This window comes from Burkholderia sp. B10, from assembly GCF_004368385.1.
GTDB lineage: Bacteria > Pseudomonadota > Gammaproteobacteria > Burkholderiales > Burkholderiaceae > Burkholderia > Burkholderia vietnamiensis.
In genome coordinates, this window is the sequence record NZ_PQMX01000015.1 from 39,374 (window position 1) to 65,324 (window position 25,951).

At 69.2% G+C, this 25,951-nt stretch carries 29 protein-coding genes and 1 pseudogene; 12 read left to right on the plus strand and 18 right to left on the minus strand.

Annotation, left to right across the window (positions count from 1 at the left end):
• Positions 1 to 170 precede the first annotated feature (170 nt).
• A complete protein-coding gene (locus C3Y15_RS10495; RefSeq protein WP_014724625.1) occupies positions 171 to 419 on the plus strand; it encodes a hypothetical protein in 249 nt (82 codons plus the stop codon).
• 217 nt (positions 420 to 636) lie between these two features.
• On the opposite strand, the gene C3Y15_RS10500 is transcribed toward C3Y15_RS10495, so the two are convergent.
• Positions 637 to 1,419: an ABC transporter substrate-binding protein gene (locus C3Y15_RS10500; RefSeq protein WP_034194975.1), complete on the minus strand. Its 783-nt coding sequence runs from the start codon at positions 1,417 to 1,419 to the stop codon at positions 637 to 639.
• 237 nt (positions 1,420 to 1,656) lie between these two features.
• On the opposite strand from C3Y15_RS10500, the gene C3Y15_RS10505 reads away from it, so the two are divergent.
• Entirely contained in the window at positions 1,657 to 2,085 is a 429-nt protein-coding gene (locus C3Y15_RS10505; protein ID WP_034194976.1) for an MbcA/ParS/Xre antitoxin family protein, read from the plus strand.
• 2 nt (positions 2,086 to 2,087) lie between these two features.
• Positions 2,088 to 2,783, plus strand: coding sequence for an RES family NAD+ phosphorylase (locus C3Y15_RS10510; RefSeq protein WP_034194977.1), 696 nt, complete (start codon positions 2,088 to 2,090; stop codon positions 2,781 to 2,783).
• Between the two features lie 34 nt (positions 2,784 to 2,817).
• On the opposite strand, the gene C3Y15_RS10515 is transcribed toward C3Y15_RS10510, so the two are convergent.
• Positions 2,818 to 3,543 carry a metallophosphoesterase gene (locus tag C3Y15_RS10515; RefSeq protein ID WP_060044590.1) on the minus strand — a complete coding sequence of 242 codons (726 nt, stop codon included), beginning with the start codon at positions 3,541 to 3,543 and terminating at the stop codon, positions 2,818 to 2,820.
• A gap of 136 nt (positions 3,544 to 3,679) precedes the next feature.
• On the opposite strand from C3Y15_RS10515, the gene C3Y15_RS10520 reads away from it, so the two are divergent.
• A complete protein-coding gene (locus C3Y15_RS10520; protein WP_014724630.1) occupies positions 3,680 to 4,333 on the plus strand; it encodes a DUF1345 domain-containing protein in 654 nt (217 codons plus the stop codon).
• Positions 4,334 to 4,342: 9 nt separating this feature from the next.
• On the opposite strand, the gene C3Y15_RS10525 is transcribed toward C3Y15_RS10520, so the two are convergent.
• The gene (locus tag C3Y15_RS10525) at positions 4,343 to 5,053 is read right to left on the minus strand and encodes a class I SAM-dependent methyltransferase (RefSeq protein ID WP_060044589.1); all 711 of its coding nucleotides are present in this window, start codon (positions 5,051 to 5,053) and stop codon (positions 4,343 to 4,345) included.
• Between the two features lie 300 nt (positions 5,054 to 5,353).
• On the opposite strand from C3Y15_RS10525, the gene C3Y15_RS10530 reads away from it, so the two are divergent.
• Complete coding sequence (locus C3Y15_RS10530; protein WP_124260009.1) at positions 5,354 to 7,012, plus strand: DUF3459 domain-containing protein; 1,659 nt, start codon at positions 5,354 to 5,356, stop codon at positions 7,010 to 7,012.
• 24 nt (positions 7,013 to 7,036) lie between these two features.
• Here the strand turns inward: C3Y15_RS10530 and C3Y15_RS10535 are convergent, their stop codons facing one another.
• The 5 genes from C3Y15_RS10535 to C3Y15_RS10555 form a co-directional block, all read right to left on the minus strand.
• Entirely contained in the window at positions 7,037 to 7,621 is a 585-nt protein-coding gene (locus tag C3Y15_RS10535) for a thiamine phosphate synthase (RefSeq protein WP_059567446.1), read from the minus strand.
• A gap of 22 nt (positions 7,622 to 7,643) precedes the next feature.
• The gene (locus tag C3Y15_RS10540; RefSeq protein WP_011881559.1) at positions 7,644 to 8,987 is read right to left on the minus strand and encodes a hemolysin family protein; all 1,344 of its coding nucleotides are present in this window, start codon (positions 8,985 to 8,987) and stop codon (positions 7,644 to 7,646) included.
• Positions 8,988 to 9,063: 76 nt separating this feature from the next.
• Positions 9,064 to 9,843: a HAMP domain-containing sensor histidine kinase gene (locus tag C3Y15_RS10545; RefSeq protein WP_069246542.1), complete on the minus strand. Its 780-nt coding sequence runs from the start codon at positions 9,841 to 9,843 to the stop codon at positions 9,064 to 9,066.
• A 67-nt stretch (positions 9,844 to 9,910) separates the two neighbouring features.
• Positions 9,911 to 10,834 (minus strand): DMT family transporter, encoded by a 924-nt coding sequence (locus C3Y15_RS10550; protein ID WP_011881561.1) that lies wholly within the window; start codon positions 10,832 to 10,834, stop codon positions 9,911 to 9,913.
• Between the two features lie 41 nt (positions 10,835 to 10,875).
• Positions 10,876 to 11,733 carry a LysR family transcriptional regulator gene (locus tag C3Y15_RS10555; RefSeq protein ID WP_034194981.1) on the minus strand — a complete coding sequence of 286 codons (858 nt, stop codon included), beginning with the start codon at positions 11,731 to 11,733 and terminating at the stop codon, positions 10,876 to 10,878.
• A 110-nt stretch (positions 11,734 to 11,843) separates the two neighbouring features.
• On the opposite strand from C3Y15_RS10555, the gene C3Y15_RS10560 reads away from it, so the two are divergent.
• From C3Y15_RS10560 to C3Y15_RS10575, 4 genes and pseudogenes are all read left to right on the plus strand, one after another.
• The gene (locus C3Y15_RS10560) at positions 11,844 to 12,227 is read left to right on the plus strand and encodes a tautomerase family protein (RefSeq protein ID WP_034194982.1); all 384 of its coding nucleotides are present in this window, start codon (positions 11,844 to 11,846) and stop codon (positions 12,225 to 12,227) included.
• A gap of 124 nt (positions 12,228 to 12,351) precedes the next feature.
• Positions 12,352 to 14,013, plus strand: a complete 1,662-nt coding sequence (locus C3Y15_RS10565; protein ID WP_069246541.1) for a CHAD domain-containing protein — start codon at positions 12,352 to 12,354, stop codon at positions 14,011 to 14,013.
• 65 nt (positions 14,014 to 14,078) lie between these two features.
• Entirely contained in the window at positions 14,079 to 14,930 is an 852-nt protein-coding gene (locus C3Y15_RS10570; protein ID WP_014724640.1) for a TOBE domain-containing protein, read from the plus strand.
• Between the two features lie 13 nt (positions 14,931 to 14,943).
• Positions 14,944 to 15,087: pseudogene (locus C3Y15_RS10575) on the plus strand (TOBE domain-containing protein); the annotation flags it as partial.
• A 240-nt stretch (positions 15,088 to 15,327) separates the two neighbouring features.
• Here the strand turns inward: C3Y15_RS10575 and C3Y15_RS10580 are convergent.
• From C3Y15_RS10580 to C3Y15_RS10595, 4 genes are all read right to left on the minus strand, one after another.
• The gene (locus C3Y15_RS10580; RefSeq protein WP_034194985.1) at positions 15,328 to 16,029 is read right to left on the minus strand and encodes an ATP-binding cassette domain-containing protein; all 702 of its coding nucleotides are present in this window, start codon (positions 16,027 to 16,029) and stop codon (positions 15,328 to 15,330) included.
• A gap of 82 nt (positions 16,030 to 16,111) precedes the next feature.
• Positions 16,112 to 16,789 carry a molybdate ABC transporter permease subunit gene (modB, locus tag C3Y15_RS10585; protein WP_041494272.1) on the minus strand — a complete coding sequence of 226 codons (678 nt, stop codon included), beginning with the start codon at positions 16,787 to 16,789 and terminating at the stop codon, positions 16,112 to 16,114.
• A 10-nt stretch (positions 16,790 to 16,799) separates the two neighbouring features.
• Positions 16,800 to 17,597: a molybdate ABC transporter substrate-binding protein gene (gene modA / locus C3Y15_RS10590; protein ID WP_014724645.1), complete on the minus strand. Its 798-nt coding sequence runs from the start codon at positions 17,595 to 17,597 to the stop codon at positions 16,800 to 16,802.
• Between the two features lie 138 nt (positions 17,598 to 17,735).
• Positions 17,736 to 18,431, minus strand: a complete 696-nt coding sequence (locus C3Y15_RS10595) for a phosphatase PAP2 family protein (protein ID WP_014724646.1) — start codon at positions 18,429 to 18,431, stop codon at positions 17,736 to 17,738.
• Between the two features lie 247 nt (positions 18,432 to 18,678).
• On the opposite strand from C3Y15_RS10595, the gene C3Y15_RS10600 reads away from it, so the two are divergent.
• Together C3Y15_RS10600 and C3Y15_RS10605 are read left to right on the plus strand one after the other, a co-directional pair.
• Positions 18,679 to 19,788, plus strand: coding sequence for a PHB depolymerase family esterase (locus C3Y15_RS10600; protein WP_034194987.1), 1,110 nt, complete (start codon positions 18,679 to 18,681; stop codon positions 19,786 to 19,788).
• A gap of 81 nt (positions 19,789 to 19,869) precedes the next feature.
• On the plus strand, positions 19,870 to 20,046 hold the full coding sequence (locus C3Y15_RS10605) for a DUF3563 family protein (protein WP_011881571.1): 177 nt from the start codon (positions 19,870 to 19,872) through the stop codon (positions 20,044 to 20,046).
• A 111-nt stretch (positions 20,047 to 20,157) separates the two neighbouring features.
• Here C3Y15_RS10605 and C3Y15_RS10610 read toward each other — a convergent pair whose 3' ends face one another.
• The 5 genes from C3Y15_RS10610 to C3Y15_RS10630 form a co-directional block, all read right to left on the minus strand.
• The gene (locus C3Y15_RS10610) at positions 20,158 to 20,577 is read right to left on the minus strand and encodes an organic hydroperoxide resistance protein (RefSeq protein ID WP_014724648.1); all 420 of its coding nucleotides are present in this window, start codon (positions 20,575 to 20,577) and stop codon (positions 20,158 to 20,160) included.
• A gap of 149 nt (positions 20,578 to 20,726) precedes the next feature.
• Positions 20,727 to 21,179, minus strand: a complete 453-nt coding sequence (locus C3Y15_RS10615) for a MarR family transcriptional regulator (RefSeq protein ID WP_014724649.1) — start codon at positions 21,177 to 21,179, stop codon at positions 20,727 to 20,729.
• Positions 21,180 to 21,340: 161 nt separating this feature from the next.
• Positions 21,341 to 22,150 carry a BPSS1780 family membrane protein gene (locus C3Y15_RS10620; protein WP_011881574.1) on the minus strand — a complete coding sequence of 270 codons (810 nt, stop codon included), beginning with the start codon at positions 22,148 to 22,150 and terminating at the stop codon, positions 21,341 to 21,343.
• Entirely contained in the window at positions 22,141 to 23,139 is a 999-nt protein-coding gene (locus tag C3Y15_RS10625) for a homoserine kinase (RefSeq protein ID WP_011881575.1), read from the minus strand. Before C3Y15_RS10625 ends, C3Y15_RS10620 begins: the two co-directional genes overlap by 10 nt.
• A 102-nt stretch (positions 23,140 to 23,241) precedes the next feature.
• Positions 23,242 to 23,646 carry a hypothetical protein gene (locus C3Y15_RS10630; protein ID WP_011881576.1) on the minus strand — a complete coding sequence of 135 codons (405 nt, stop codon included), beginning with the start codon at positions 23,644 to 23,646 and terminating at the stop codon, positions 23,242 to 23,244.
• Positions 23,647 to 23,787: 141 nt separating this feature from the next.
• On the opposite strand from C3Y15_RS10630, the gene C3Y15_RS10635 reads away from it, so the two are divergent.
• A complete protein-coding gene (locus C3Y15_RS10635) occupies positions 23,788 to 25,314 on the plus strand; it encodes an AMP nucleosidase (protein WP_014724651.1) in 1,527 nt (508 codons plus the stop codon).
• Positions 25,315 to 25,430: 116 nt separating this feature from the next.
• On the opposite strand, the gene C3Y15_RS10640 is transcribed toward C3Y15_RS10635, so the two are convergent.
• The gene (locus C3Y15_RS10640) at positions 25,431 to 25,709 is read right to left on the minus strand and encodes a hypothetical protein (protein ID WP_011881578.1); all 279 of its coding nucleotides are present in this window, start codon (positions 25,707 to 25,709) and stop codon (positions 25,431 to 25,433) included.
• Positions 25,710 to 25,951 lie beyond the last annotated feature (242 nt).

The following is a 25,951-nucleotide window of genomic DNA, read 5'->3' on the forward strand; positions in this document are numbered from 1 at the left end:
GCCGGTTCGGCAGCACGACGGACGAACACGGCCGGAATCGAGCTCACGGGGAGGGCGGCGGCGCGCGCGACAGACGCGCGCCGCGTGGCAAGGGCCGTCGTCGAGTCGCCGGAGCGCCGGGGTCTTCCGGGCGCCGAAACAAGCAGCACAGCGACTACGGGGTACCAAAAATGAACCATCGTCACACGCCGCTGCCGGCTGGCCGCGATCGCAGCGATGCGTTGCATCGCCGCTCGAGCGCGCAGCGCGCGGCCGGCCGCCATGCATCGACAGGCCAGCTTTGCGCGCTCGGCGCGAGGCGGATCCGGCTGATTCCCGGCCATCCGCGTCGCGCCGGTGCTTTCACGCTCGCCAATCCGATCCGGATGGGCATGTGTGCGCGCGCGCGGGTGCCGCGACGCCCGATCTTCACGTTCTGACGTCGAGCGCTCGCGGCGTGGGGGAATCGTCCGCGATGCCGGCGATACGCGGCAGCGTGCCGCGCGAGACGAGCGACGAAACCGGTGCGGCAGTGGACGGCAGTAGCGCGCTGCCTTCATGTTTTGACGTCGAGCGTCCGCGCTTGCTGGCGGGAACGAACTGTCCGCGATGCCTGCGATACGCGGCAGCATGCCGCGCGCCGCCGCATCAGCCCCATCACCCGCCGTAGATATCGAAGTCGAAGTACTTCGACGCCAGCCGTTTGTAGGTGCCGTCCTTGACCATGTCGAGGATCGCGCGGTCGATCTTCGCCTTCAGGTCGGTGTCTTCCTTGCGCAGCCCGATGCCGGCGCCGATGCCGAGCACCTTCTCGTCGACCAGCTCCGGCCCGACGAACTGATAACCCGCGCCGCGCGGCGACTTCAGGAAGCCGATCGCCGCCTGCACCTCGTCCTGCAGCGCGGCATCGAGGCGACCGGCGGTCAGGTCCGCGTAGACGCCGTCCTGGTTCTGGTACGACACGACGTTCGCACCCTGCTTCGCCCAGTACGCCTTCGCATACGCCTCCTGCGTGGTGCCCTGTTCGACGCCGATCGACTTGCCCTTCAGCGATTCGGCGGTCGGCAGCAGCGGCGAGCCCTTCTTCACGACGAGACGGGTCGGCTGGTTGTAGATCTTCGTCGTGAAGCCGATCTGTTCCGCGCGCTGCGGTGTGATCGACATCGACGACAGCACCGCATCGAACTTCTTCGCCTTCAGCGCGGGGATCATCCCGTCGAAATCGTTCTCGAGCCACACGCACTTCGCCTTCAGCCGCGCGCAGATTTCGTTGCCGAGGTCGATGTCGAAGCCGACGAGCTTGCCGTCGGGCGCCTTCGATTCGAACGGCGCGTAGCTGGCATCGGTGCCGAACCGCAGCGTGGTCCAGTCCTTCGCGACGGCGGGGCCGGCCGATACCGCGAGCAGGGCGATCGAAACGGCGGCAATCAGTCTCTTCATGGTGGTTCCTTGGCGTGGTCGATCCGGTTCCGCGACGGCGCGGTGGGTGCGTAGCCGCATCGCATGCCGCCGCACTGTCCGCCCACCCATTAACGCAGAAAATAAAATCTCAGTCCAGAATGGACAAAAAATATCGGAATGATCGGCGCAGAGGCGGCCGCCGCAAAGGGGACGACCCTTGCATAAATGCGAAAATGGACTAATCTTGTTAGTAAATTCGTTTCGAGACTAACGATCATGTCACAGCCCGCCTTCGACCCACAGAATCCGGATCTCGCCCCGCCGCAGGCCTCGGTTGCGCAGATGTCGGCGGCCGGCCTGCGTGCGTTCTTCAACATCGCGCGCGACTGGGAGCTGACGATCGACGAGCAACTCGTGCTGCTCGGGTCGCCCGGCCGCTCGACGTTCTTCAAGTGGAAGGCGTCGCCCGGCTCGGCGCGCCTGCCGCGCGACACGCTCGAGCGCCTATCGCTGCTGCTCGGCATCTACAAGGCCTTGCAGATTCTGCTGCCGCAGCCGGCCGCGGCCGACGCGTGGGTCAAGCGGCCCAACGACGCGGCGCCGTTCGGCGGCAAGCGCGCGCTCGACCGGATGCTGGCCGGCAACGTCGGCGATCTGGTCGCCGTGCGCCAATACCTCGACGCGATGCGAGGTGGCTGGGCGTGACGATGCCGATCGACGTGCAACCCTGGCCGACGACCGTCGTCGACTGGGCGCCTGCCTATCGTGTGATACCCACCCGCTTTCCCGCGATCAACCTGTTCGACCGCGTCGCATCGGCCGACGACTTCGACGCGCTGTATGCGCTCGAATCGCTGACCAACGACCGGATACGTCAGGAAGTCGGCACGCTGGCGCTCGTGCCGCCGGCCGAACGCCGCTATGGCCCCGGCTGGGGGCCGATCATGGCTGCGTTCACGCATCTGAACCCGCAGGGCAGCCGGTTTTCGGACGGTACGTACGGCGTGTTCTACTGCGGCCGTTCGCGCGCGACGGCGATCGCGGAGACGCGCTATCACAGCGGGCTGTTCCTCGCCGCGACGAAGGAGCCGCCGATGCGCCAGCAGATGCGGCTCTACACGGTGTATGCGCACGGCGACGTCGTCGACGTGCGCAGCTGGCCGCAGCGCCACCCGCAGCTGCTCGATCCGCTCGACTACAGCGCGGGGCAGGCGCTCGGCCGCGCCGTGCGCAATGCGGGCGGCGCGGGCATCGTCTATCCGTCGGTGCGCGACCCGGACGGCGAATGTATCGCCGCGTTGCGCACGACGCTGCTGCGCGACTGTCATCACGCCGCGTACCTCGAATACAACTGGAACGGCAGCGCGGTCGATGCGGTGTTCGAACTGAATCAGGTCGGTTAGCGTAACGCGCTGCGTGCGCACGGGAACCGCGGCGTCACGGCAGCGGCAGATCGGCCGCGCGACGTGCGCGTGCGTCGGCCTGACTGAGCGACCAGCTCCGGCCGGTGTGCGGCTCGACGATCGTCAGCCGCCCGGACGGCGCGAACGCGCCCGTGTCGATGAACCATTGCGCGCCGATGCGCTGCAGGTCGCGCACCGGCGTGTGGCCGGTGCAGGTCAGCGACAGCCCGGCCTGCAACGCCGGGTCGGCGAGGCCCTGGACCAGATCGCGCCCCCAGATCAGCCGCTCGCGCACGTCGTGCGAGTAGCTGCCCGTGTCGAGCTCGTCGTCGCTGCCGAAGAATTCCGCGTGCAGCACGTTGAAACGCTCGGGACCGTCGCCGATCACGCGCACGAGCGGCAGCGTGTCGACGCGCGCGGCATGCGCCTGCAGCAGTTGCGGCGGCAAGTCGGCGCCCCAGTCGCCGCCGATGCCGCGCCACGCGTCGGCCGACAGCTTGCCGCGTGCGACGAGGCTCAGCACTTCCTCATGATTGCCGCGCACCGCATGGCACCACGGACGATCGAGCAGCTCGAGCGCGGTTTCCGACGCGGGGCCGCGGTCGACCAGATCGCCGACCGAAAACAGCCGGTCGCCCGCCGCATCGAAGCCGACGTCGTACAGCAGCGCGCGCAGCACGTCCACGCAGCCGTGCAGATCGCCGACGACGAAGTCGCGGCCCGTCGTATTGGCGGGATGGCGGCACAGGGAGGAAGTCATCCAGATATCTTAGGCGCTCGCGACCATCGCAACCTGGTGCCGGAATGGCGATAATCGGCGCCGTGCGCCCCGGCGCGTGCGCAGCGGGCAGCCGCGTGCCGGCCGAACCCTTTCCATCCGCTTTCGGAATGCAACGATGACGCTTTATCCGCAGGTATTACGCAACCGGCCGCGCATGGTGGCCGCCTTCGTCGCGGGCGTGCTGTGCGCCGTATTGCTGCCGTTTCCGCTGCGGTCGGCCGCGCGCGTGCTGATCGGCTGGGACTGCGCGGTGTGGCTGTATCTCGCGCTGATGTGGGCGCGCATGATCACGGCGCACCACCACAAGGTGCGCGAAATCGCGATCCGCGAGGACGAGAATGCGACGACCGTGCTGACGGTCGTGTGCATCGCGACGGTCGCGAGCATCGCCGCGATCGCGTTCGAGCTTGCGACCGCGAAGAGCGTCGGCTTTCGCGTCGGGCTCGGCCATTACGCGATCACCGGCGCGACGCTGTTCGGCGCATGGTTCCTGATCCCGACCATCTTCACGCTACATTACGCGCGGCTCTATTACGGCTCGCCGTGCGCCGACCGCGCGCTGCGCTTTCCCGACGACCATCCGGAGCCCGACTACTGGGACTTCCTCTATTTCGCGTTCACCCTCGCGGTCGCGTCGCAGACGGCCGACGTGTCGCTCGCGAGCCGCGCCGCGCGCCGCTCGGCGCTCGCGCAGTCGATCCTGTCGTTCTACTTCAACATGGCCGTGCTCGGGCTGTCGATCAACGTCGCGGCGGGGTTGTTGGGCTGAGGCGCGCGCTCACGCGGCTCGCCGCAGCGCGATCCACGCGCCCCAGAACAGGCTCGCAAAGAAGCGCAGCGGCGCATCGAACCCGGCGTCGTGCAGCAGCGCAAACACGGCTTCCTCGGACGCCGGCGGGTCCGCGCCTTGCAGGATCTTCGCGAGCTGCGCGCGCACCGCGTCGGGTGTCGCTCCGGCCATGCGCCAGCGTTGCTGCCAGGCATCGAGCAGGCGAGGGTGGTCGGCGTAACGGCGATGGTTGCCCGCGATGACGAGCGGCGCGCCCGGCTTCAGGCGACGTGCGATCGCATCCAGCAGCGCGGCCTTCGCCGCGTCGCCCGGGACGTGATGCAGGACGCCGATCAGCGTCGCGCCGTCGAACGCGGGAGCATCCGGCAGCGCGTCGACCCCGGCTTCGACGAACTGCGTGCGCGCGCCGCAACCGGCCGCTTCGACGCCGGCGCGCGCGAGCGCGAGCATCGGCGCCGACGGATCGACGGCCGTGAATTGCCAGCCCGGCTCGAGCGCACCGGTCACGCAGATCTCGCGGCCCGTGCCGCCCGCTCCTGCGATGAGGATCCGCGCATCGGGCGCGCCGATCGCCGCCGCGAGCATGCATGCGGACAGTTCGTGGCACGCGTCGTAACCGGCGAGCGCGATGCGCGACTGTTCGGCGTATTCGTGCGCGCGGGCAGGATCGAATTTTGCGGCGCTGGCGGGGAGCGACATCGCGGATTCCTCGGGTTCGTGGCGCGGACGACCTGCCCGCGCGCGTTGGCCCGAGCGTAAGCGGGCGGGCCGCGGCCCACAAGACCAGCGGCCATTCCGGTATGCAGACTACCCGCCATCGGGGCCGATCGCCCCGCGTTCGCTCAGGGTCGATTCGTATTAAAAATGGATCGTTCGGATTGCGTCGCAGTCGCCAAAACGGCGCATACTTTTCATCCCCCCTGCCTGGCCGTCGCATGCCGGGCGCCATGCGCCGCGTCGAATGCGGCCATGCTGCTCGGCCCGCACGAGGAGCGCACGATGTCAGATTGTTCGCACGATCCGTATGCGCAGCACTACATCCACTGCCTGCCGTTCGGTGCGCAGCCCTGCGGTGCGCATGGCGCGCCGCCGCGCACGCATTTCCGCGTGTGGGCGCCGGGCAGTACCGAGGTTCAGCTCGAACTCGATACCGGCCACGGCCCGACGCTCGTTCCGATGACGGCGGCCGGTCCGAACTGGTTCGAAGCGTTCGTCGAATGCGGCGCGGGCGCGCGCTACCGCTACCGCCTCGACGATGCCGTGTCGATCCCCGATCCGGCATCGCGTTCGCAGCCCGACGGGCTCAACGGCCCGAGCGAAGTCGTCGATGCGCGCGCTTTCACGTGGCGCAACACGTTCTGGCGCGGGCGTCCCTGGGAGGACATCGCGCTCTATGCGATCCGGCCGCACGCGGCGGGCGGCTTCGACGGCGTGCGCCGCCGGCTGCCGCGGCTCGCGCGGCTCGGCATCACGGCGCTGGAGCTGCTGGCGTCGCCGCACGACAGCCTGCCGTTCGCGCCGCTCGCGGCGGACGGCGGCCCACACGCGCTGAAGGCGCTGATCGACGACGCGCACGGCTACGGCCTCGCGGTATTGCTTGAGCTCGACTACTCGCGCTTCGGCAGCGGCACCGACGCGCTGCGCCATTACGCCGCGCCGTTCTTCCATATGCGCGACGATCCGCTGCAGGCGGCGCCGCTCGCGCTCGACCATCCGGACGTCTGCGACTTCTTCTGCGACAACGCGCTGTACTGGCTCGACGAGTACCGCTGCGACGGCCTGCGGCTGCGCGAAGCCGACCGGATCGGCGCGTCCTGGCTGCGCGAGATCGCCGATCGCGTGCACGCCGCGGAGCCGGCCGACCGGCTGATCCATCTCGTGCTCGGCAGCGAGCGTCATCCGGTGCATCTGGCCGACACGCACTTCGATGCGCAGTGGAACGGTTGCGGCGAACGAGCGCTGCATCGGCTGACGTGCCGCGACGCGGTCGCTCACGACGGCATCTCGATGCACCAGTCGATCCACACGCTCGCGCGCGCGCTGACGGCGTCGGGCGCGGCGTTCCAGCCGGCCGCGCCCGACGGCGGCGCGATGCTCGACGGCTTGTCGCTGACGTCGCTGGTGCTCACCGATGGCGCGTGGCAGGGCGCCGCATCCGGCGAGCAAGGGCAGGCGGCCGGCCTCGCGGCGCTCGCGCTGTCGCTGCTCACGCCGCAGATTCCGCTGATCTTCGACGAAACCGCGCGCGATACCGAGCGCGCGCATTTCGTGCAGTCGGCGCTGGCGGTGCGTGCGAAGCTGATCGCGCCGCGCTTGTCCGATTGCCGCCCGCAGGACGCGCGCACGCTGAAGGCGGGCGGCGACGGCGACGGCGAAGCCGATGCGCTGCTCGCGTCGTGGCGTCTGGCCGACGACGAGACGCTGACGATCGCGCTGAACCTGTCACCCGAGGCGGTGCCGTTCGACGCGCCGCGCGGGCGCGTCGTGTTCGAGACGCCGGCGCGCGCGCGCGACCGCATCGATGAAGGCGAGTTGCCGCCGTACTCGCTCGTCGCCTGGCTGACCGGCGACGTCAACGGCTATGCGCACACGCACGACGTACGGCGAATCGACGGCGGTGCATGGCGCACGCGGCCTGCCGAGCCGAACCGCGGCTGACGCGCGCAGCGGCGCGCGGCCGACCTACCAGAAGCCCCGAATGCCGGCGACGCCGTAGGCGCCGTGGCGGCGTGCGTCGTTCAGATGGGCACGCGTCATGCCGCCGAGCGCATAGACGGGCATCGCCGCCCGCGCGGCCAGCGCGGCGAACGCGCTCCAGCCGAGCGTCGGCGCGCCGGGATGGCTGAGCGTCGGCAGCACGGGCGACAACGTGACGAAATCCGCGCCGACGCGTGCGGCCAGTGCGAGGTCGTGCGCCGTATGACACGCGGCCGACACGCGGCGCGCGGGCGGCAGCGGCCGCCGCGCGACGGCGCGCAGCGCGGCGCCGTCGAGGTGCCAGCCCGCGCCGTCGAGCCGCATCACGCCGGCGGCGTCGATTGGGCCATTGAGCATCAGCTGCGCGCCGGCCGCATCGCAGCGCGCGAGCGCATCGGCCGCGAGACGCGCGAACGCGGCCGCATCGAGCGACTTCACGCGCAGCTGCACGAGCGTCTCGCCGCGCGCGAGCACGGCCGACAGCCGCTCGAGCAACGCGCGGCAAGCGGCCGCCGACGCGGACGCCGGCTCCGGCGTGATCACGCAGCAGCGGGGCAGCGCGACGCTCATCGCGCGCCGCGCGCGCGGGCCGTCATTCGTCGGCCTCTTTCGCGAGCTTCGGATAGACGCGCACCAGCACGATGCGCGGCCCGTTCATCTTCTTCACGACGACGTCGAAGCGGTCGAACGACACGCGCTGGCCTTCGGTCGGCAGATCGCTCAACGCCTGGATCACCAGGCCGCCGACCGATTCCGCGCGGCCCTCGTCGATGTCGATGCCGAGCGCCTGCTCGAGCGACACGACCGGCAGGCTGCCCTTGCCCATCAGCGTGCCGTCGTCGAGGCGGCTCCAGTCCGCGTCGCCCTGGCGAAACTCGTCGTGAATCTGGCCCACCAGCGCGCCGAGCAGGTTGTCGAGCGTCAGGAAGCCGATCGGCTTGGCGCCCTTGTCCCCCACCAGCGCGAAGTGCGGCGCGCCCTTGCGGAAGCGGCGAAACAGCTCGAGCGCCGGCGTGTCGGGCTTCACGTACTGCACCGGACGCACGTAATCGGACAGATCCTCCAGCGCCGCGCCGGCGTGACGCGCGAGCAGCAGGTCCTTCAGGTGGATCAGCCCGCTCACCTGCTCGCGCGCCGCATCCTCGAACAGCGGATAGCGGCTGAAGCGGTGCCGCGCGACGATCTCCATGTTGTCGGGCAGCGGCAGGTCGCGCCGCAGGCCGATCATTTCGTGCGCGGGACGCATCAGGTCCGACACCGTCATCGACGAGAAGTCGAGCGAATGCGCGAGCGTGTTCCATTCGTCGTTGGTGTAGGCGCCGCGCGCCGGCTGCGCGGCATTGCCGGCCGCGCTGCGGCGGCTGCGCAGGATCAGCTTCAGTTCGTCGGTCGAATAGTGCGCATCGCCGCCGTGATCGGCCGACAGCCCCGCGAGCCGCAGCACCGCGTTCGCGCTGGTGTTGAGCACCCAGATCGCCGGATACATCGCCCAGTAGAACGCGTAGAGCGGCAGCGCCACCCACAGGCCGATCTTCTCCGGCTGCCGGATCGCCATCGACTTCGGCGCAAGCTCGCCGACCACGATGTGCAGGAACGAGATCAGCGAGAACGCGAACACCAGGGAAATCAGATGCACGATGCGTTCGGAATGCACGCCGAGCAGGTCGAGCAGCGGGCCGAGCAACTCGGCGAAGGCGGGCTCGCCGACCCAGCCGAGGCCGAGCGACGCGAGCGTGATGCCGAGCTGGCACGCCGACAGGTACGCGTCGAGCCGGCCGTGCACGATCGCGAGGATGCGCCCGCTCAGGCCGTGCTTGCGTGCGAGCGTCTTGACGCGCGTGCCGCGCAGCTTGACGAGGCCGAATTCGGCCGCAACGAAAAAGCCGTTCAGGGCCACCAGCAACAACGCGCCGATCAGCGCGAAGATTTGTAACAAGGAATTGCTCCGGACATGACAGGCCCGTCAGTATAGGGCCGGAAAGGAAACCGTAATGTGTCGGGCTGCCGATCGATTACACCGGCGCCTCGCAGGGAATCGAGAGTGTCAGGGTGACGGCCGCGCCGTCGGCGAACGGCGTATGCGTGAACGTGCCGCCGTGAGCGAGTGCGACGCGCTGGCACAGCGCGAGCGTCCATGCGACGCGCTTTGCGTCGCGCGTGCGCAGCATCTCCTGGCGCGCGAACGCTTCGAATGCGTGCGGCAGCGCCGGATCGGCGAGCGCGGCGGCATGCACCGTGCACTCGGCGCGCACGACGTACTGGGCGCCGTCGCGCGTGCAGGCGGCCGTCACGCGGCCGCCCGCGGCGCTGGCTTCGACGGCCGTGGTCAGCATCGTCCACAGCGCCTGTGCGAGCCGCGCGCGGTCCGCGCGCAGCGTCGGTTCGCCGTCGGGCAGCGTTGCGTCGATGCTCACCTGCCGGGCGTCGGCGAGCGCGAAGCGCGTCAGCTCGAGCGTGTCGTCGAGCAACGCGCGCAGCGCGAACGAATGCGGCGCGATCGGCAGCGCGCGGGTTTGCGCGCGCGGCGCGTCGAGCACGTCGTCGAGCAGCGCGACCTGCTGTTCGATCCCGGTGCGGATGCCCGCGAGCGCGCGCTGCAAGTTCGCATCGGCGCCGGCGAGCTGACGCTCGAGCACGTACGCCCAGCTGTGCATCGCATTCAGCGGGCTGCGCAGATCGTGCGACGCGGTCGAAAGCGCCTGGTCGCGCAGGAACAGCGCGGCCTCGGCGGCGTAGTGCGCTGCGCGTTCGCGCAGCAGGTCGGCGGCGGGTTCGACGGGAAGGGACGTCACGGAGCGGGCCTGTCGGAAGCGGTTGGCATGAACGAGATACGAGCCCACATTATAGGGATCGCTCGCGTCATGCCGGCAGCGCGTCCTCGTCCTTTTTCCGCGCGTCGCCGTTCGGCAGCAGCTGGCACGCGAGCAGGCCGGCCAGCATCAGCGCGCAGCCGAGCAGCGCGCGCAGCGTCAGCGTTTCGCCGAGGGCGGCCCAGCCGGCGATCGCCGCGAACACGCCTTCCATGCTGAAGATCACGGCCGCGTGCGCGGGTGCCGCATCGCGCTGCGCGACGACCTGCAGCGTATAGCCGACGCCGACCGACAGCAGCCCGCCGTACAGCAGCGTCGGCAGCGCGTGCGCGAGCGTCGCCGCGCTGAGCGGCTCGATCGCGAGCCCGACCGCCAGGCACGCCGCGCCGCAGGTGGCGAACTGCAGGAACGCGAGCACGAGCGGATCGTAGCGCTTCGCGAAATGGCCGACGGCCATCACGTGCGCGGCGATGATCACCGCGCCGGCGAGCTGGAACCAGTCGCCGTACAGCACCGCGAAATGCTCGTCGATGCTGAGGAAGTACAGGCCGATCGCCGCCAGCAACGCGCCGAACCAGGTGCCGGTGCCGATCCGGTGGCGGGCGAACACGCCCATCAGCGGCACGATCACGACGTACAGCGAGCTGATGAAGCCCGCATTCGCGATCCGCGTGTACTGCAGGCCGACCTGCTGCAGCGAGATCGATACCGCGAGCAGCGCGCCCAGCGCGACGCCGGGCAGCAATTGCGCGGGCGTGCGGCGTATCGACGCGCACTGCGCGCGCGACGCGGCGTTCAGCGCGAGCAGCGGGACCAGCGCCAGCGCGCCGAGCAGGAACCGCAGCCCCGTGAACAGGAACGGGCCGATCACGTCGAGGCTCAAGCGCTGCGCGACGAACGCGGAGCCCCAGATCGCGGCGGCCGCGAGCATCAACAGGTTGGCACGGACATGCTTGCGGGCTTCGGGTGTCATCGGAATAGGGCGGAGGCGTGCGGCGGGCGGAACCCGCTAGTTTACGCCGAGATTGCAAGGCTGTCGGCAAACCTGCGGAGCGCGACGGCGGCGCGCGCGTCGCGCACCCGCGAATACAGCACCACCTGCGAATGCGGCAGCGGCGGCAGCCCGAATTTCGCGCCGACGTCGGCCAGCGTGCGCGGCGCCACGCGCCGCGCGAGCGGGCAGACGGCCAGCCCGGCCGCCGCCGCGGCCGTGACCGCCGCAATGCCGCCGCCCGTGAAGCGCTCGCGCCAAGGCAGCCCCGCATGATCGAGCGCGCGCAGCGCGGCCGCGCGCACGCCGCACGGGCCGGCCAGCACCGCGAGCGGCAGCGGCTCGCCGGCGCGCGGCGCCCAGTCGGGCGCGGCGAGCCACGACAGCGGCTCGGTGAACAGCAGCGTCGCGTCGTCGCGCGGCGGATCCTCCCCCGGTTCATGGCGGACGATCGCCGCGTCGAGTCGCCGTTCGTCGTATTGCGCGAGCAGGCTCGTCGACGTCCCCAGGTGCATTTCCAGCATCAACCCGGGATCTTGCCGGTGCAGGCTCGTCAGCACGGCCGGCAGGTCGGGCACGGCCACGTGCTCGCTGACGCCCAGCGACAGCCGATGCGTACCCGCCGAAATCGCGCCGAGCGCCCGTTCGTGCGCATCGAGCAGCGTGCGCGCGGCCGGCAGGAAATTCTCGCCGTCGGGCGCGAGCTTCACGACGCGCGGCGTGCGCGCGAGCAGCGGCTTGCCGAGGTGCGCTTCGAGCCGTTTCAGCTTCAGGCTGACGGCCGATTGGGTGGTGCCGAGCGCGTCCGCGGCGCGCGTGAAGCTCGCGAGATCGGCCACCAGCACGAACGCACGCACTGCATCAAGGTCGAGAACTTTCATTTCAAGTGTAAATGGATGAAATATTCGGAAATGACTGTTCATTATAGTTCGCGGCCCCTAACCTGACGTGGCGTTTTCGCTTGTTCAACGTCATCGAAAGGAGCAGGACCATGCCATTCACCCGTATCGCGTTGCGCGAAGGCAAACCGGCCGCATATCGCGCGGCGCTCGTCGACGGCGTGCATCGCGCGCTGATGCACACGTTCAACGTGCCCGAGGACGACATCTTCATGGTCGTGACCGAGCACGCGGCGGAGAACTTCGTGTTCGGCCGCCGCTATCTCGACATCGAGCGCAGCGACGACCTGGTCATGATCCAGATCACCGCCAACAACACGCGCACGCTCGAACAGAAGCAGGCGCTGTATCGGACCATCGTCGCGAACCTCGCGCAGCAGCCCGGCGTGCGCCCGCAGGACGTATTCATCAGCCTGGTCGAAGTGCTGAAGGAGGACTGGTCGTTCGGCAACGGCATCGCGCAATACGTCGTTTGACCTGCGGCATCGCGGCGGGACCGGATCGTCGTCCGCGCCCGTTCGTGCCGTGTACTATGGAAGCTGCTTCACGGACGACGCCGGCGCACGATGCGCCGGCGGTTTTTCATGTGCAGGAGCTTCCATGTCGCGTGTGCTGGAAATCGTGTTGTCCTTGTCGCTGGAAAGCTGGCCGGTGAAGGCCGCAAGCCGCGTCCGCGGCGGATCGCGCGACTTCGGCGCGGAGCTGGTGCGCGCGTGGCGAATCTGCCCGCAAGTGCGGATGCGTCGCGGCCACGAGCGCGTGACGATCGAGCCGTGCCGGATCGACGAGGCCGAGCCGGACGCCGGCGGGCGCTGGTGCACGTGGGTCGAGTCGACGGCGCACGGGCCGCGGGTCGTCGCGTCGCGCACGAGGCCGTTCGCGCCGGGCGTCGTCGAGCGCGAGCTGTTCGACGCGGAGCATGCGGGGATTGCCGTCGCCGCGCAGTGCGCCGACGCGCGGCCGGCAGATGCGGAAGCGGAAGCGGATGCGGAGAATGACGCCCAGCCGGGCGCCGCAGACGACGGCGCGACGGCCACCGCCGTCGACGAAGCGGCGCGCGCTGCCGCGTCCGGGGCCGGCCCGCTGCGGCTCGTCAGCGAACGCCGTCGCGGGCGCTGGGCCGACGACAGCGGCGTGGTGGTCGAGATGACGCTCGACGACGTGACGCTGCACGGCGCCGACGACGGCGGCGCGCCGCCGCGCCGCCACGTCGAGTTGCGCCTCGCGGCGCCCGATTGGGAAACGCCTGCCGCGCGCACCGCGGCGCTGCATGCGCTGTTCGCGGCGGCGCGTGAACTGAGCGGCGCGTGGCCCGCCTTCGTGCAACTGGCGAGCGTGATCGACCGCACCTGCGCCGGCGAGCCGGCGATCGCCGGGCCGGTCAAGGCGCAATCGGTCGACCTGACCGGCCTGCGTACGCAGCGCGCCGCGCTGTTCGCGTTGTGCGGCGACATCGCCGCGCAATGGCTCGGCAACGAGAGCGGCGTGCTCGAACGCGACGATCCCGAATTCGTCCATCAAATGCGCGTCGCGTTGCGGCGTCTGCGTACGCTCGCGCGGCTGTTTCCGCGCTTCGCGGACGAGCGCTGGAAGGACGCCTTCGGCGCGGACCTGCGCTGGCTTGCCGCGCTGCTCGGCACGGTGCGCGACTGGGACGTGTTTTCGACCGAAACGCTGCCTGCGCTGGCCGCGGCCGATGGCGGCGGCGCCGACTGGGACGGCACGCTCGACGCGTCGCGCGCGCACGCGCGCAGCGCGCGTGCCGAGCTGCGTCAGGCGCTGCATTCGGCGCGCTATGCGCGGCTGACGCTCGGCTGGCTCGAATGGCTCGGCACGCTCGCGCTGCCGCCGGACGCCGACGACGATGCGCCGTCGCTGCGGCGTCACGCGACCAAGCGCGTGCGGCGGCTGTTCGGTCACCTCTACGCGGTGCCGTCGCTCGGTTCGCTCGATACGGCTGCGCGGCATCGCGTGCGGATCGACGCGAAGCGGCTGCGCTATGCGCTCGAATTCTTCGCGTCGCTCGCGTCGCGCCGCACGCGCAACGAAACGGTGAAGACGCTCGCGCGCGTGCAGAGCGTGCTGGGCGACGCGAACGACATGATCGGCGCGCTGCGTCATCTCGAGCAGCTGGGCGCGCCCGCCGACCAGCTGGGCTTCGTGCGCGGTTACGGCGCCGCGCTCGAACGGCGCGCGGCGGCCGACGCCGAGACGCTGCTCGCCAGCCTGCGCGCGCCGAAGCTCGACGGCCGGGCGCGCTGAGCGGCGCGCGCCCGCGTCCCTATTCGCGTTCCTATAATGGCCGCCCGTATTCTTCCGACAGACCGATGACCGACGCGTCGCCTCCTTCTTCCTCCGCCGAACCGCTCGCACTGGGCGGCGAACTTTGGCTGCGCGCCGGGCCGCAGACGCTCGGCGGCGCGAACCGCATCGCGCTGCTCGCGGCGATCGGCGAAACCGGCTCGATCACGCGCGCGGCGAAGGCCGTCGGGCTCAGCTACAAGGCCGCCTGGGATGCGATCGACACGATGAACAACCTGGCCGGCGAGCCGCTCGTCACGCGTTCGACCGGCGGCAAGGGCGGCGGCGGCACGACGCTCACGCCGCGTGCCGCATCGCTGATCGCCGCGTACCGCACCATCGAGCGCGAGCATCGGCGCTTCATCGAGGCCGCCAGCGCGGCGGTGTCCGGTTTCGACGTCGACTGGGCGCTGATCGGGCGGATCGGGATGAAGACGAGCGCGCGCAATCAGCTGTTCGGCAAGGTCGCGACGATCGTGCGCGGCACGGTGAACGACGAGGTGACGCTCGCGCTGCCGGGCGGCCAGACGATCGTGGCCGTGCTCACGCACGAAAGCGCCGATGCGCTCGCGTTGCGGCCGGGCGCCGATGCCTGTGCGCTCGTGAAGGCGTCGTGGGTCGTGCTGGCCGTCGACGACGACGCAGATCGCGAGGCCGGCGCCATCTCGAAGATATCGGCGCGCAACCAGCTGCACGGTACCGTCGACACCATCGCGGCGGGCGCGGTCAACAGCGAGGTGACGCTTGCGCTCGACGGCGGCGGCACGCTCACCGCCGTGATCACGAACGAGAGTGTCGGCGCGTTGCAGCTCAAGGCCGGGCGGCGCGCGATCGCGCTGTTCAAGGCGTCGAGCGTGATTCTGGCGGTGACGGGCTGAGCGGGATGGCGGCGAGGTGACGCTTGCGCTCGACGGCGGCGGCACGCTCACTGCCGTGATCACGAACGAGAGTGTCGGCGCGTTGCAGCTCGAGGCCGGGCGGCGCGCGATCGCGCTGTTCAAGGCATCGAGCGTAATTCTGGCGGTGACGGGCTGAGCGTGATGGCGGCGGCACGCTCACTGCCATGATTACGAGCGACGGTGTCGGCGCGTCGCGCCTCAACGCCGGGCGGCGCGCGATCGCCGGCGGCGTTACAGACGGATCGTGCGATAGCAGCCGCGCCGCTCACCAGCACATGCGCGCTGCGCTCGCGCGTTCGTAGCATTCCGCCGCATGCCGCCGCTGCGACTCCGGTCGCGCGCACACCGCGCCTCGCGCGCTCGTGCGTCGGCATGCTCACGTCACGCGCGATGGCCACGCCGCGGGCGGCGTCGCGGCCTGCACGCGCCCGTCGCTGAGTTGCACGACCTGATCGCCGAAGGCGGCGACGTCGTCGGGATCGTGCGAAATCAGCACCATCGGGATATCGAGCCGCGCCTGTAGCTCGGCCAGCTCGTGACGCATGCGCTGACGCATCGTGCGGTCGAGCGCGGCGAACGGCTCGTCGAGCAGCAGGATGCGCGGCTGCGAGACCAGCGCGCGCGCGAGCGCGACGCGCTGTTTCTGCCCGCCCGACAGCTGCGCCGGAAACTGCCCGGCTAGCGCGTCGAGCTCGAACGCGTGCAGCCAGTACGCGACTTCCGGCGGCACCGCGTTCGCGCGCGGGTTGCGCAGCCCGCCGGTGAGCCCGAACGCGATGTTCTGACGTACATTCAGATGCGGGAACAGCGCGTAGTCCTGGAACAGATAGGCGACGCGGCGCGCGCGGGTCGGCACGTCGATGCCGCGCGCGGCGTCGAACAGCGCTTCGCCGTTCAGCGTGATCGTGCCTTCGTCGGGCGCGAGCAAGCCGGCGATCGCCTGCAGCGTCATGCTCTTGCCGGCGCCCGAAGGCCCGAACAGCACGACGCGCTGCGTATCGGCCGTGAACGACACGTCGAGCGTGAAGCGGCGCTCCGTGTTCGCGTAGGTCTTGCGGATAGCCACGGCGAGGCTCATGCAAGCCTCCGTCGCGCACGCGTAGCCGTTCGAGCGCCCGTCGCGCGCGGCGCCGTACTGCGATGCGGATGCGGCGTGCGTGTCATGTCGGTTCGCTCCGGGCCGCGCGCGCGGGCACGAGCCAGCCGGCTGCGAGCAGTACGAGCACGCAGGTGATCGACGTCACGATCACCAGGAAGTTGGCCGTGCCGTCGTCGCCGGCCTGCACCGCCGCATAGATCGCGACCGACAGCGTCTGCGTGCGGCCGGGCAGGTTGCCGGCGATCATCAGCGTCGCGCCGAATTCGCCCAGTGCGCGCGCGAACGCGAGCAGCGCGCCGGCCAGAATGCCGCGTGCGGCGAGCGGCAGCGTCACGCGGAAGAACACTGCGGCTTCGCCGAGCCCGAGCGTGCGCGCCGCGCGTTCGAGATGCGGATCGACACCCTCGAACGCGGCGCGCGCCGATTTCAGAATGAGCGGAAAGGCCACGACCATCGACGCGATCACCGCGCCCTGCCACGTGAACACCAGCTCGATGCCGAGCCGGTCGAGCCAGGCGCCGAGCCAGCCGCGCCGGCCGAGCAGCACGAGCAGGTAATAGCCGAGCACCGTCGGCGGCAGCACCAGCGGCAGCGTCAGCAGCGAATCGAGCAGATCCCGCAGCGGCGAGCGCCAGCGGGCGAGCATGAAGGCAGCCGCGACGCCGAGGACGATGTCGAGCGCCGTCGCCCAGCCGGCCACTTTCAGCGACAACAGCAGCGGCACCCACGCGTCCTGCATCATGCGGCGCTCACTTGCCCGCGGGCTTGAAGCCGAACGTCGACAGCACGGCCTGCCCCTGCGGCGACACGACGAAATCGATGAACGACTGCGCCTGCGCGGTATGGCGGCTGTCCTTGACGACCGCGATCGGATAGGTGATGGGCGTCTGCGTCGGCACGGTCAGCGCGACCTTCACGCGACCGGGCATGATCGCCGCGTCGGTGCCGAACACGAAGCCGGCATCGACTTCACCGCGCGCGACGTAGTCGAGACTCTGGCGCACGTTGGCGGCCAGTACGCCCTTCGCGCTGACGGCGTCCCATACGCCCGCCGCACGCAGCGCGCCTTCGGTGTAGCGGCCGACCGGCACCGACGCCGGGTCGCCGTACGCGATGCGCTTCACGCCGGGCCCACTCAGATCTTTGAGCGTGGTCGGTGCCGGCGTGCGGCTGTCGGCCGGCACGATCAGCACGAGCGAGTTCGCGGCGAAATCGCGGCGCGTGCCGGGCACGATGACCTTTTCGCCGACCGCGCGATCCATCGCCTTCTGATCGGCCGACGCGAACACGTCGGCCGGCGCGCCCTTGGCGATCTGCTGCATCAGCACGTCCGACGCGCCGAAGTTGAACAGCACTCTGGTTTCGGGGTGCTGCTTCTGGTAGGCGTCGCCGACCGCCTTGAACGCGTTCGTCAGGCTGGCCGCGGCCGACACGACGAGCTCGTCGGCGGCGCGGGCCGGCGCGCTGAACGCGATGGCGACGCCGAGCGCGGCGCACGGCAGCAGGCGGAGCAGGGTACGGCGAAGCGGGCGGGCGGTCGGGCGCATGGTCGGGTCGTCTGAACGGTCGAAAACCGTAATCGTAATATAGCGCCGGTTATAACGCTCGGCATACTGCAGATGCGGCGCTGCTCATGATGGGACGGAACGTGGAAAAAGGCGCTGGAACGACGGCTGCGTGCGGACTCAGGCGTGCAGCGGCGCCGACGCGGCGGTGCGGTGCAGCGTGGACGGCTGCGACGCCGGCCGATAGTTCGGATTGGCCTTCCAGCGTGCGCGCACGAACGGCCGCTCGTGCCCCGACAGCTCGAGCGCGACGCGCGTGACCCAGCGGTGCGACGGCACCGTGATGCCGTGCAGCGCAACGGTCACGAGCGCGAGGCTGGCGACCACGGCCGGCACCGACCAGCGATGCGGCACGGCGTGCCACGAGCCCGCGATGAACGCCAGCGCGGCGAGCGCGCCGACGATGCAGCCCGTGATGGCTTCGGACGGCGAATGCGCGGCGAGCGCGACGCGCGACACGCCGACCGCAATGCCGGCCGCGAGGCCGAGCGCGACGCCGGCGATCCGCACGGCGGTGCGCATGCGGATCAGCGCGAGGAACATTGCGACCGGATAGACCGACGTCGACAGCATTGCATGGCCGCTGAACCCGGTGAAATCCCACGCGCGGATGCCGATACCCCAGCCGAGGAATGCGATCTTGGTCAGCGCGACGACGCCGATCGCGCCCGCGAGCACGCCGAGCCACGCGGCCGAGCGCTGCCACGAGTAGCCGAGCGCGAGCCATACGGCGATCGTGATCGCGAGCGGCAACGTCAGGCCGGCGCCACCGAACGCGGTGATCGTGATCCACAAGTGAGCGGGCAGGTCGAACATCGGGAAGGGAACGAGCTGAGGCGGGACGAATGCTTGAATCAACGCGCGAGCCGGGCAGAACGACTACAACGGATACGTGCGGCCAAACCCCAGTATAGCGCCGCGCCTGATCGAGGCCCGTTTTTCGCCGGTCGATGGAACTACCGCGGCGCAGGAAAAATCTCATGAACAGTGTTATGGTGCATTGCACAAACTTGAACGATGCGCTCCTGCGTCGTGCCCTTTTTTCTGAATGCGAGCTCGATCGATGACCAAAAGTCTGACGAAGGTATGGCTGGGCGGCATGAAACGCATGCTGTCTCCGGCTGCGCAGCGCGCTGCGCGCGATGCGCAGCGGATCGCACGTGAAACGCTGGAGGCCGCCGCGGCGCCCATTGCGGCCGAGCTGTCGCCGGTGCGCGAGTCGCGCGTGCGTCCGCGCGCGGCGGCATGGGCAACCGGCGAATGGACGCGCGGCGAGCATCCGATGGCGCCCGCGCTCGGCCGGCTGGTCCAGCAGCTTGCGTACGCGCTGTACGTGCCGCAGGGCCGCCGACGCGGTCCGATGCCGCTCGTCGTGATGCTGCACGGCTGCCAGCAATCGGCCGACGAGTTCGCGCAAGGCACGCGGATGAATCTGCTGGCCGATCAGCACGGGTTCGCCGTGCTGTATCCGGAGCAGTCGATGCGCGCGCATGCGCACGGTTGCTGGCACTGGTATGAGGATACCGACCGGGCGGGCCGCGGCGAAGCCGATGCCGTCGCGTCGCTGGTCGACGCCGTCGTCGACGAGCACGGCTTCAACGCCTCGCGCGTATACGTGGCCGGCCTGTCGGCCGGTGCCGGCCTCGCGACGTTGCTGGCGCTGCACCATCCGGAGCGCTTCGCGGCGGTCGCGCTGCACTCCGGGCCGGCGCTCGGCGAAGCCAATTCCGGGATCAGCGCAATGGACGTGATGCGCCGCGGCCTGCGGCAGAACCCGGCCGCGGCGGTCGATGCGCTCGTCGATGCCGGCGCGTATCCGGGCATGCCGGCGCTGATCGTTCAGGGCGATGGAGATCACGTCGTCGCGCCGAAGAATGCCGATCAGCTGGCCGTCCAGTTCATGCGTCTGAACGGGCTGGCGGACAGCCGCGGCGCGCTGCGCGGCGGCGAGCGCGTGGAAACGCGGTCGGCCGGCGCGCAAATCACCGAGGTGCGACGGGAAGGCGTGCCGGTCGTGCGCCTGTGTCACGTGAAAGGGCTCGATCATGCATGGGCCGGCGGCGACGAAGCCGTGCCGTTTCACGCGGCCGTCGGTCCCGACGCGAGTGCGATGATCTGGTCGTTTTTCGAAAGCAATCGCCGCACTGTGGCGACGGAACGACGGGTGGTGTGATCGACGCTGGCAAGGAACTAGGGTTTTCCCTATAATACGGGAAAACCCTAGTCAAAGACCTTTCCGATAGCGAGATCGAACATGTACCTGCTGAGCCACCTCTTCCTGATGCTGACCAAGAACGCCGACCGGGCCGCGAAAGAGCGCGCCGACGCATACCTGGCCGAAGCGACCGACATTTACGACCTCGAATTCCGTATGCGCAAGATCGATCGCGAAGCGGCGATGAACCGTCCGTTCTCGATCGGCGCCCGCTAAGCGGCGCGACGCGTGCCGGCGTCGTCGCCGGCATGGAGAACCACGCAGAGAAGGGCGTGTGCGGCTACTGGGCCGCACACGCCCTTTTTGCATCCGCTGCGGCGCGTTGCGTCAGATGACCGTGAGACGCACCGGCACGTTGTTGCGGGTTGCGTTCGAATACGGGCACACGTGGTGCGCCTTGTCGACGAGCGCTTGCGCGTCGGCCTTGTCGAGGCCCGGCAGCGACACGCGCAGTTCGATGTCGAGGCCGAAGCCGCCCGCGTCGTTCGGGCCGATGCCCACTTCGGCGGTCACTTGCGTGTCGGCCGGCAGCGTCTGCTTGTTCTGGCCGGCGACGAACTTCATCGCGCTCAGGAAACATGCGGAGTAGCCTGCCGCGAACAACTGTTCCGGGTTCGTGCCTTCCGCGCCCGTGCCGCCCAGCTCGCGCGGTGCGGCCAGCTTCACGTCCAGCTTGTTGTCGGCCGAAACGGCGCGGCCGTCGCGGCCGCCGGTGCTCGTTGCGCTCGTCTTGTATAGAACGTTCATCGTGCAACTCCTGTCGGTAGAAGTGAGGAGAGCGGACCGGCGACATGCTGCCGCCGGCCACCCGATCAATATAGAACACAAATGATTAGTGCGCAAATTAATTTCGGCGACACGGTCGGGCTGAGCACGAACATCGTGCGGTCGCTTCGTCAATCGCCGTTGGCGGCCGCCAGTGCATCGTGCAGCTGCTGCAGATCCGCGCGCAGCCTCATGAGGAATTCGGGCGTCTGCTGCATTGCACAAAAAAGATCGGCGGGGACCGAGCGCGCCTGGTCCTTCAGCGCGCGGCCTTCCGGCGTCACCCGCACGTTCACGACACGCTCGTCGGTGGTGCTGCGCGCGCGTTCGACGTAGCCGAGCGCCTCCAGCCGCTTCAGCAGCGGCGTGACGGTGGCCGGGTCGAGGTCGAGACGCGCCGCGATGTCCTTCACCGCGATGTCGTCGCGCTCCCACAGCACGAGCATCGCCAGATATTGGGGATAGGTCAGCGACAGCTTGTCGAGCAACGGCTTGTACGCCTTCGTCATCGCATGCGAAGTCGAATAGAGCGCGAAGCAGAGTTGCTCGTCGAGGGTCTGAGGCAGGGAAGGCGTGCGGTCCATGATCCGATGGGGCGCGAAACGGCGCTGACGATTTGCACGCAAATTATTTTGCGCGCAAACGGCTTGCTTGAACAGCGCGCGGGCAGCGGGGCTGGATGAGGCGGTCGGGCGACCGCCAAGGACGGGATAGGGCCGGCCGAGCAAGCCGGCCGACCGCCGTTTCAGCGACCCGACATCGGCGTCGCCGTGCCCGGCTCCTGCACGCCGAAGCAGCCGCGATAGGTCGCGTAGAACGAGCAGTACATCATCGTGACGATCACGATCGTCACCGGCATCATGATCGTCAGCACGTAGGCGCCGGCGCCGAGCGCCTGCAACAGCAGCGACAGGCCGAACGACGTGCCGAGCGCGATGCCGAACCACAGCAGCCCGTACACCAGGAACGCGCCGCGATTGCGCCAGCAGCTGACGATGCTGAAGAACAGCGCCTTCGCCGGCGGGATGTCGTGCCACGCGGTGAGCACCGGCGCGAACCAGAACAGCATCGCGACCGGCGTGTAGAGCAGCGTGGCGAGGAGCAGCGCACCGAGCGTGCGCTGCGCGGCGAGCGACTCCGGCGTCGGATTCGTGTCGCCGGTCGTGCCGAGCATCATGTGGAGCAGGCCGCCGCCGTCGACCAGCGACGACGCGGCGAACACCAGCACCATCAGCGCGACGTAGACGACGCCGAGCACCAGCAGCCGCTGCGTCGCGGTCTTTCCGTACGACCGGAAGCCGTCGACGAGGATCGTCGGCATCACCGGCTTGCCGGCCACGGTGTCGCGGCACGCGGCCATGAAGCCGACCGCGATGCCGGGGATGAACACCAGCGGCAGCGCCGCGCCGACCACCGGCACCATCGACACCAGCGTGATCGCCAGCAGGTACGTGAAGAACAGCGTGATGAACGCGAGCGGGTTCCGGCGGAACAGCCAGATGCCTTGACGGAACCAGACATAGCCCGCTTTCGCGGGTACTTCGATCAGTTGCATGCGGTGTGGGTCTCGGGAAGCGCGGGCGTGTGGGCGATACGCTCACGGAGAATGCGTTCGAAATGACCGGGATCGTGCGGCTTCAGCATTTCGGCCGCGCGCGGCAGGTAGAAGTCGTACAGGCGGGACACCCAGAACCGGTACGCGCCGGCGCGCAGCATGTCGCTCCAGTGGCGGCGCTCCTCGGCGGTGAACGGCCGCACGGTCTGGTATGCGCGCAGCAGCGCGTCGGCGCGCGCGGTGTCGAGCACGCCGGTCGCGAGGTCGACGCACCAGTCGTTGACGGTCACCGCGACGTCGAACAGCCATTTGTCGCAGCCGGCGAAATAGAAGTCGAAGAAGCCGCCGAGCCGTACGTCGTGGCCGGTGCCGGGCGCCGCGTGCGCGAACAGCACGTTGTCGCGGAACAGATCGCAGTGGCACGGGCCGCTCGGCAGCGCCGCGTAGTCGTCCGATGCGAAGAACGCGGCCTGGTGCGCGAGTTCGCTTTCGAGCAGCGCGCGCTGCGCGTCGGAAATGAACGGCACGATCGCCGGCACGTTTTCCTGCCACCACGGCAGGCTGCGCAGGTTCGGCTGCTGGCGCGCGTAGTCGCGCCCCGCCAGGTGCATGCGCGCCAGCATCTGGCCGACTTCGATGCAGTGTTCGACGCCGGGCGCGAGCTCCGCGGCGCCGTCGAGCTTGGTCACGATCGCGGCCGGCTTGCCGTGCAGCAGGCCGAACAGGGCGCCGTCGTCGCGCGGCACCGGGTCCGGCACCGGCACGCGATGGCTTGCCAGGTGGCGCATCAGGTCCAGATAGAACGGCAGCTGTTCGGCCGTCAGCTTCTCGAAGATCGTCAGCACGTATTCGCCGCGCGTCGTCGTCAGGAAGAAGTTGCTGTTTTCGATGCCGGACGGAATGCCGCGGAACGCTAGCACGTCGCCCAGTTCGTAGTGGCGCATCCATTGCGCGAGATCGGAGTCGGAAACAGCGGTGAAAACGGCCATGCGAGATGCGTCTGGTCAGTTGTCGACGCGCGCGGCGTGCGGCGCGACGGGAATGGAGGGAGCGCGGCGCGCCGCGCCGAAACCGGCGCGGCGTCGCGCAAATCAATAGTGCAGGTTCACCGACGGCAGGCGCGTGATCGGCACGCCGGCGTCGTGCGGCTTCGGCGACGTGTCGATCGACGAGCTCATCTGATAGCGCGTGCCGAAATTCGACTTCACGTCGATCTCGACCGGCTTGCCGCGATCGCGATACTCGGTGACTTCGGTGCCGTTCTTGCTTTTTTCGTGAAAGCTCGGCGTGCGGCGGATGTCGGCGAAGTCGACCTTGGACGTGACTTCGGCGCCCGGCCGGTTGATCTTGCGGAGATCGGGCAGGCCGGCGGCTTCGTTGGCCTCGGCGCGCGCCTGCGCGTCGGCGTCCGACGTGCTGCCGGCCGCGTACGCGGCTCCGGCGGCGGCAAACGTGCCAGCAAGCGCGGCGGCGACGACGAGAATGAGCGGCTTCATGATGAGTCTCCAGTGAACCCGCCGATTTTAGCAAATTACTGCGTGCAGCCCGCCCGTCGCGTGCGACCGCCGTGGCTGCGCGGAGCCATGAGCGTGACCGGGTTCCGTGGTAATGTGGTCCGATCAGATGAGGTGACGAAAATGAAGAACGATTTGAGCCGCCGGCACCGCGTGCTGACGCCCGAAAGCCCACCCGTCGAAGCCTTCGACGATTCCATCGCCGCCGTCGCGCGACTGTCGGCCATCTACGACACCAACACGGGTTTCCTGCGCGATGCGTTCGCGCGCTACCGGCGCCACGAACCGATCACCGAGCACGTGCGCGCGTGCTATCCGTTCGTGCGGATTCGCACCGACGTCAACACGCACGTCGATTCGCGCCGCTCGTACGGCTTCGTCGCCGGCCCCGGCGTGTTCGAGACGACCGTCACGCGCCCCGACCTGTTCGCGAACTACTATCGCGAGCAACTTCGCCTGTTGTCGAAAAACCATCACGTGAAGATCGAGATCGGCGTCTCGTCGCAGCCGATTCCCGTGCACTTCGCGTTTCCCGAGGGCATCCACCTCGAAGGCGAGCTCGACCGCGACCGCCTGCTCGCGATGCGCGACATCTTCGACACGCCCGATCTGTCGTATCTCGACGATCGCATCGTCAACGGCACGTTCGAGCCGGCGCCCGGCGAGCCGCATCCGCTCGCGCTGTTCACCGCGGCGCGCGTCGACTTCTCGCTGCACCGGCTGCGCCATTACACGGCCACGTCTCCGACGCACTTCCAGAATTACGTGCTGTATACGAACTACCAGTTCTACATCGACGAGTTCGTGAAGCTCGGCCGCACGCTGATGACGGAAAGCAGCGATCCCGACGTGCGTGCGTACCGCAGTCAATACAGTTCGTTCGTGGAGCCGGGCGATGTGGTCACGTACAACGCGAACCTCGGCAGCGAGCCGGTCGAGGGCGCCGCGCCGCCGCGTCTGCCGCAGATGCCCGCGTACCACCTGAAGCGCGCGGACGGCAGCGGCATCACGATGGTCAACATCGGCGTCGGCCCGTCGAACGCGAAGACGATCACCGATCACATCGCGGTGCTGCGTCCGCACGCGTGGGTGATGCTCGGTCATTGCGCGGGCCTGCGCAACACGCAGCGCCTCGGCGACTACGTGCTCGCGCACGGCTACGTGCGCGAGGACCACGTGCTCGACGCCGACCTGCCGCTGTGGGTGCCGATCCCCGCGCTCGCCGAAGTGCAACTCGCGCTGGAGCGCGCGGTGGCCGAGGTCACGCAGCTCGAAGGCACCGAGCTCAAGCGCGTGATGCGCACGGGTACGGTCGCGAGCGTCGACAACCGCAACTGGGAATTGCGCGATCATCGCGAGCCCGTGCAGCGGCTGTCGCAGAGCCGCGCGATCGCGCTCGACATGGAAAGCGCGACGATCGCCGCGAACGGGTTCCGGTTCCGCGTGCCGTACGGCACGTTGCTGTGCGTGTCGGACAAGCCGTTGCACGGCGAGCTGAAGCTGCCGGGCATGGCCGATACGTTCTATCGCGGTCAGGTCGATCAGCATCTGCAGATCGGCGTGAAGGCGATGGAAATCCTCCGCACCAACGGACTCGACAAGCTGCACAGTCGCAAGCTGCGGAGCTTTGCCGAGGTGGCGTTCCAGTAACCTCACGTCGCAGCGCAGTTGCGCGTGCAACGACGAAGGCCGCATGCGAACCGTGGTTCGCATGCGGCCTTCTTGTTGGTGCGTTACACGGCGCGATCAGCGCGCCGCGCGGATGCTCAGCACTCGCCCTTCTTCGCGTGTCCCGGCGGGCAGTGATAGCCGCCGCGCGGTTCGTGCCGGTAGCCGCGTTCGTGGTCTTCCCATTCACGGCGCTCCCAGTAGCGACGGCCGTCCCAATAGCGGTCGCCGTGCCAGCCGACGATCACCGCAGGCGCGGGGGCGACGATCACCGGCGCCGCGGTGCCGATGTTCACGTCGACGTTGACGGCGTGGGCGAGGCCGGACACCGTGAGACCGAGGCCGGCGAGAGAAAGGGCGAGCAGCGTGGGTTTCATGTTGTTTTCCGTGATGTCGTGATCAGATGCCGGTGCGACGCGATGGACGCGAGGGGGAATCGTTTCCACCGGGGGGACGCCGCGCCGACGAGATGCAGTGTGCTGGCGCGCGACGAAAAATGCGAGCCGCGTTTGTAACGGCTGATTGGCGCCGGGCGCGGCCGTGTCGGCCACCACGTTCGGCGCGATTTGACAATGAGGGTTCACGGCCAAGCAACGTCGTGCGACGTTGCGCGCGAATT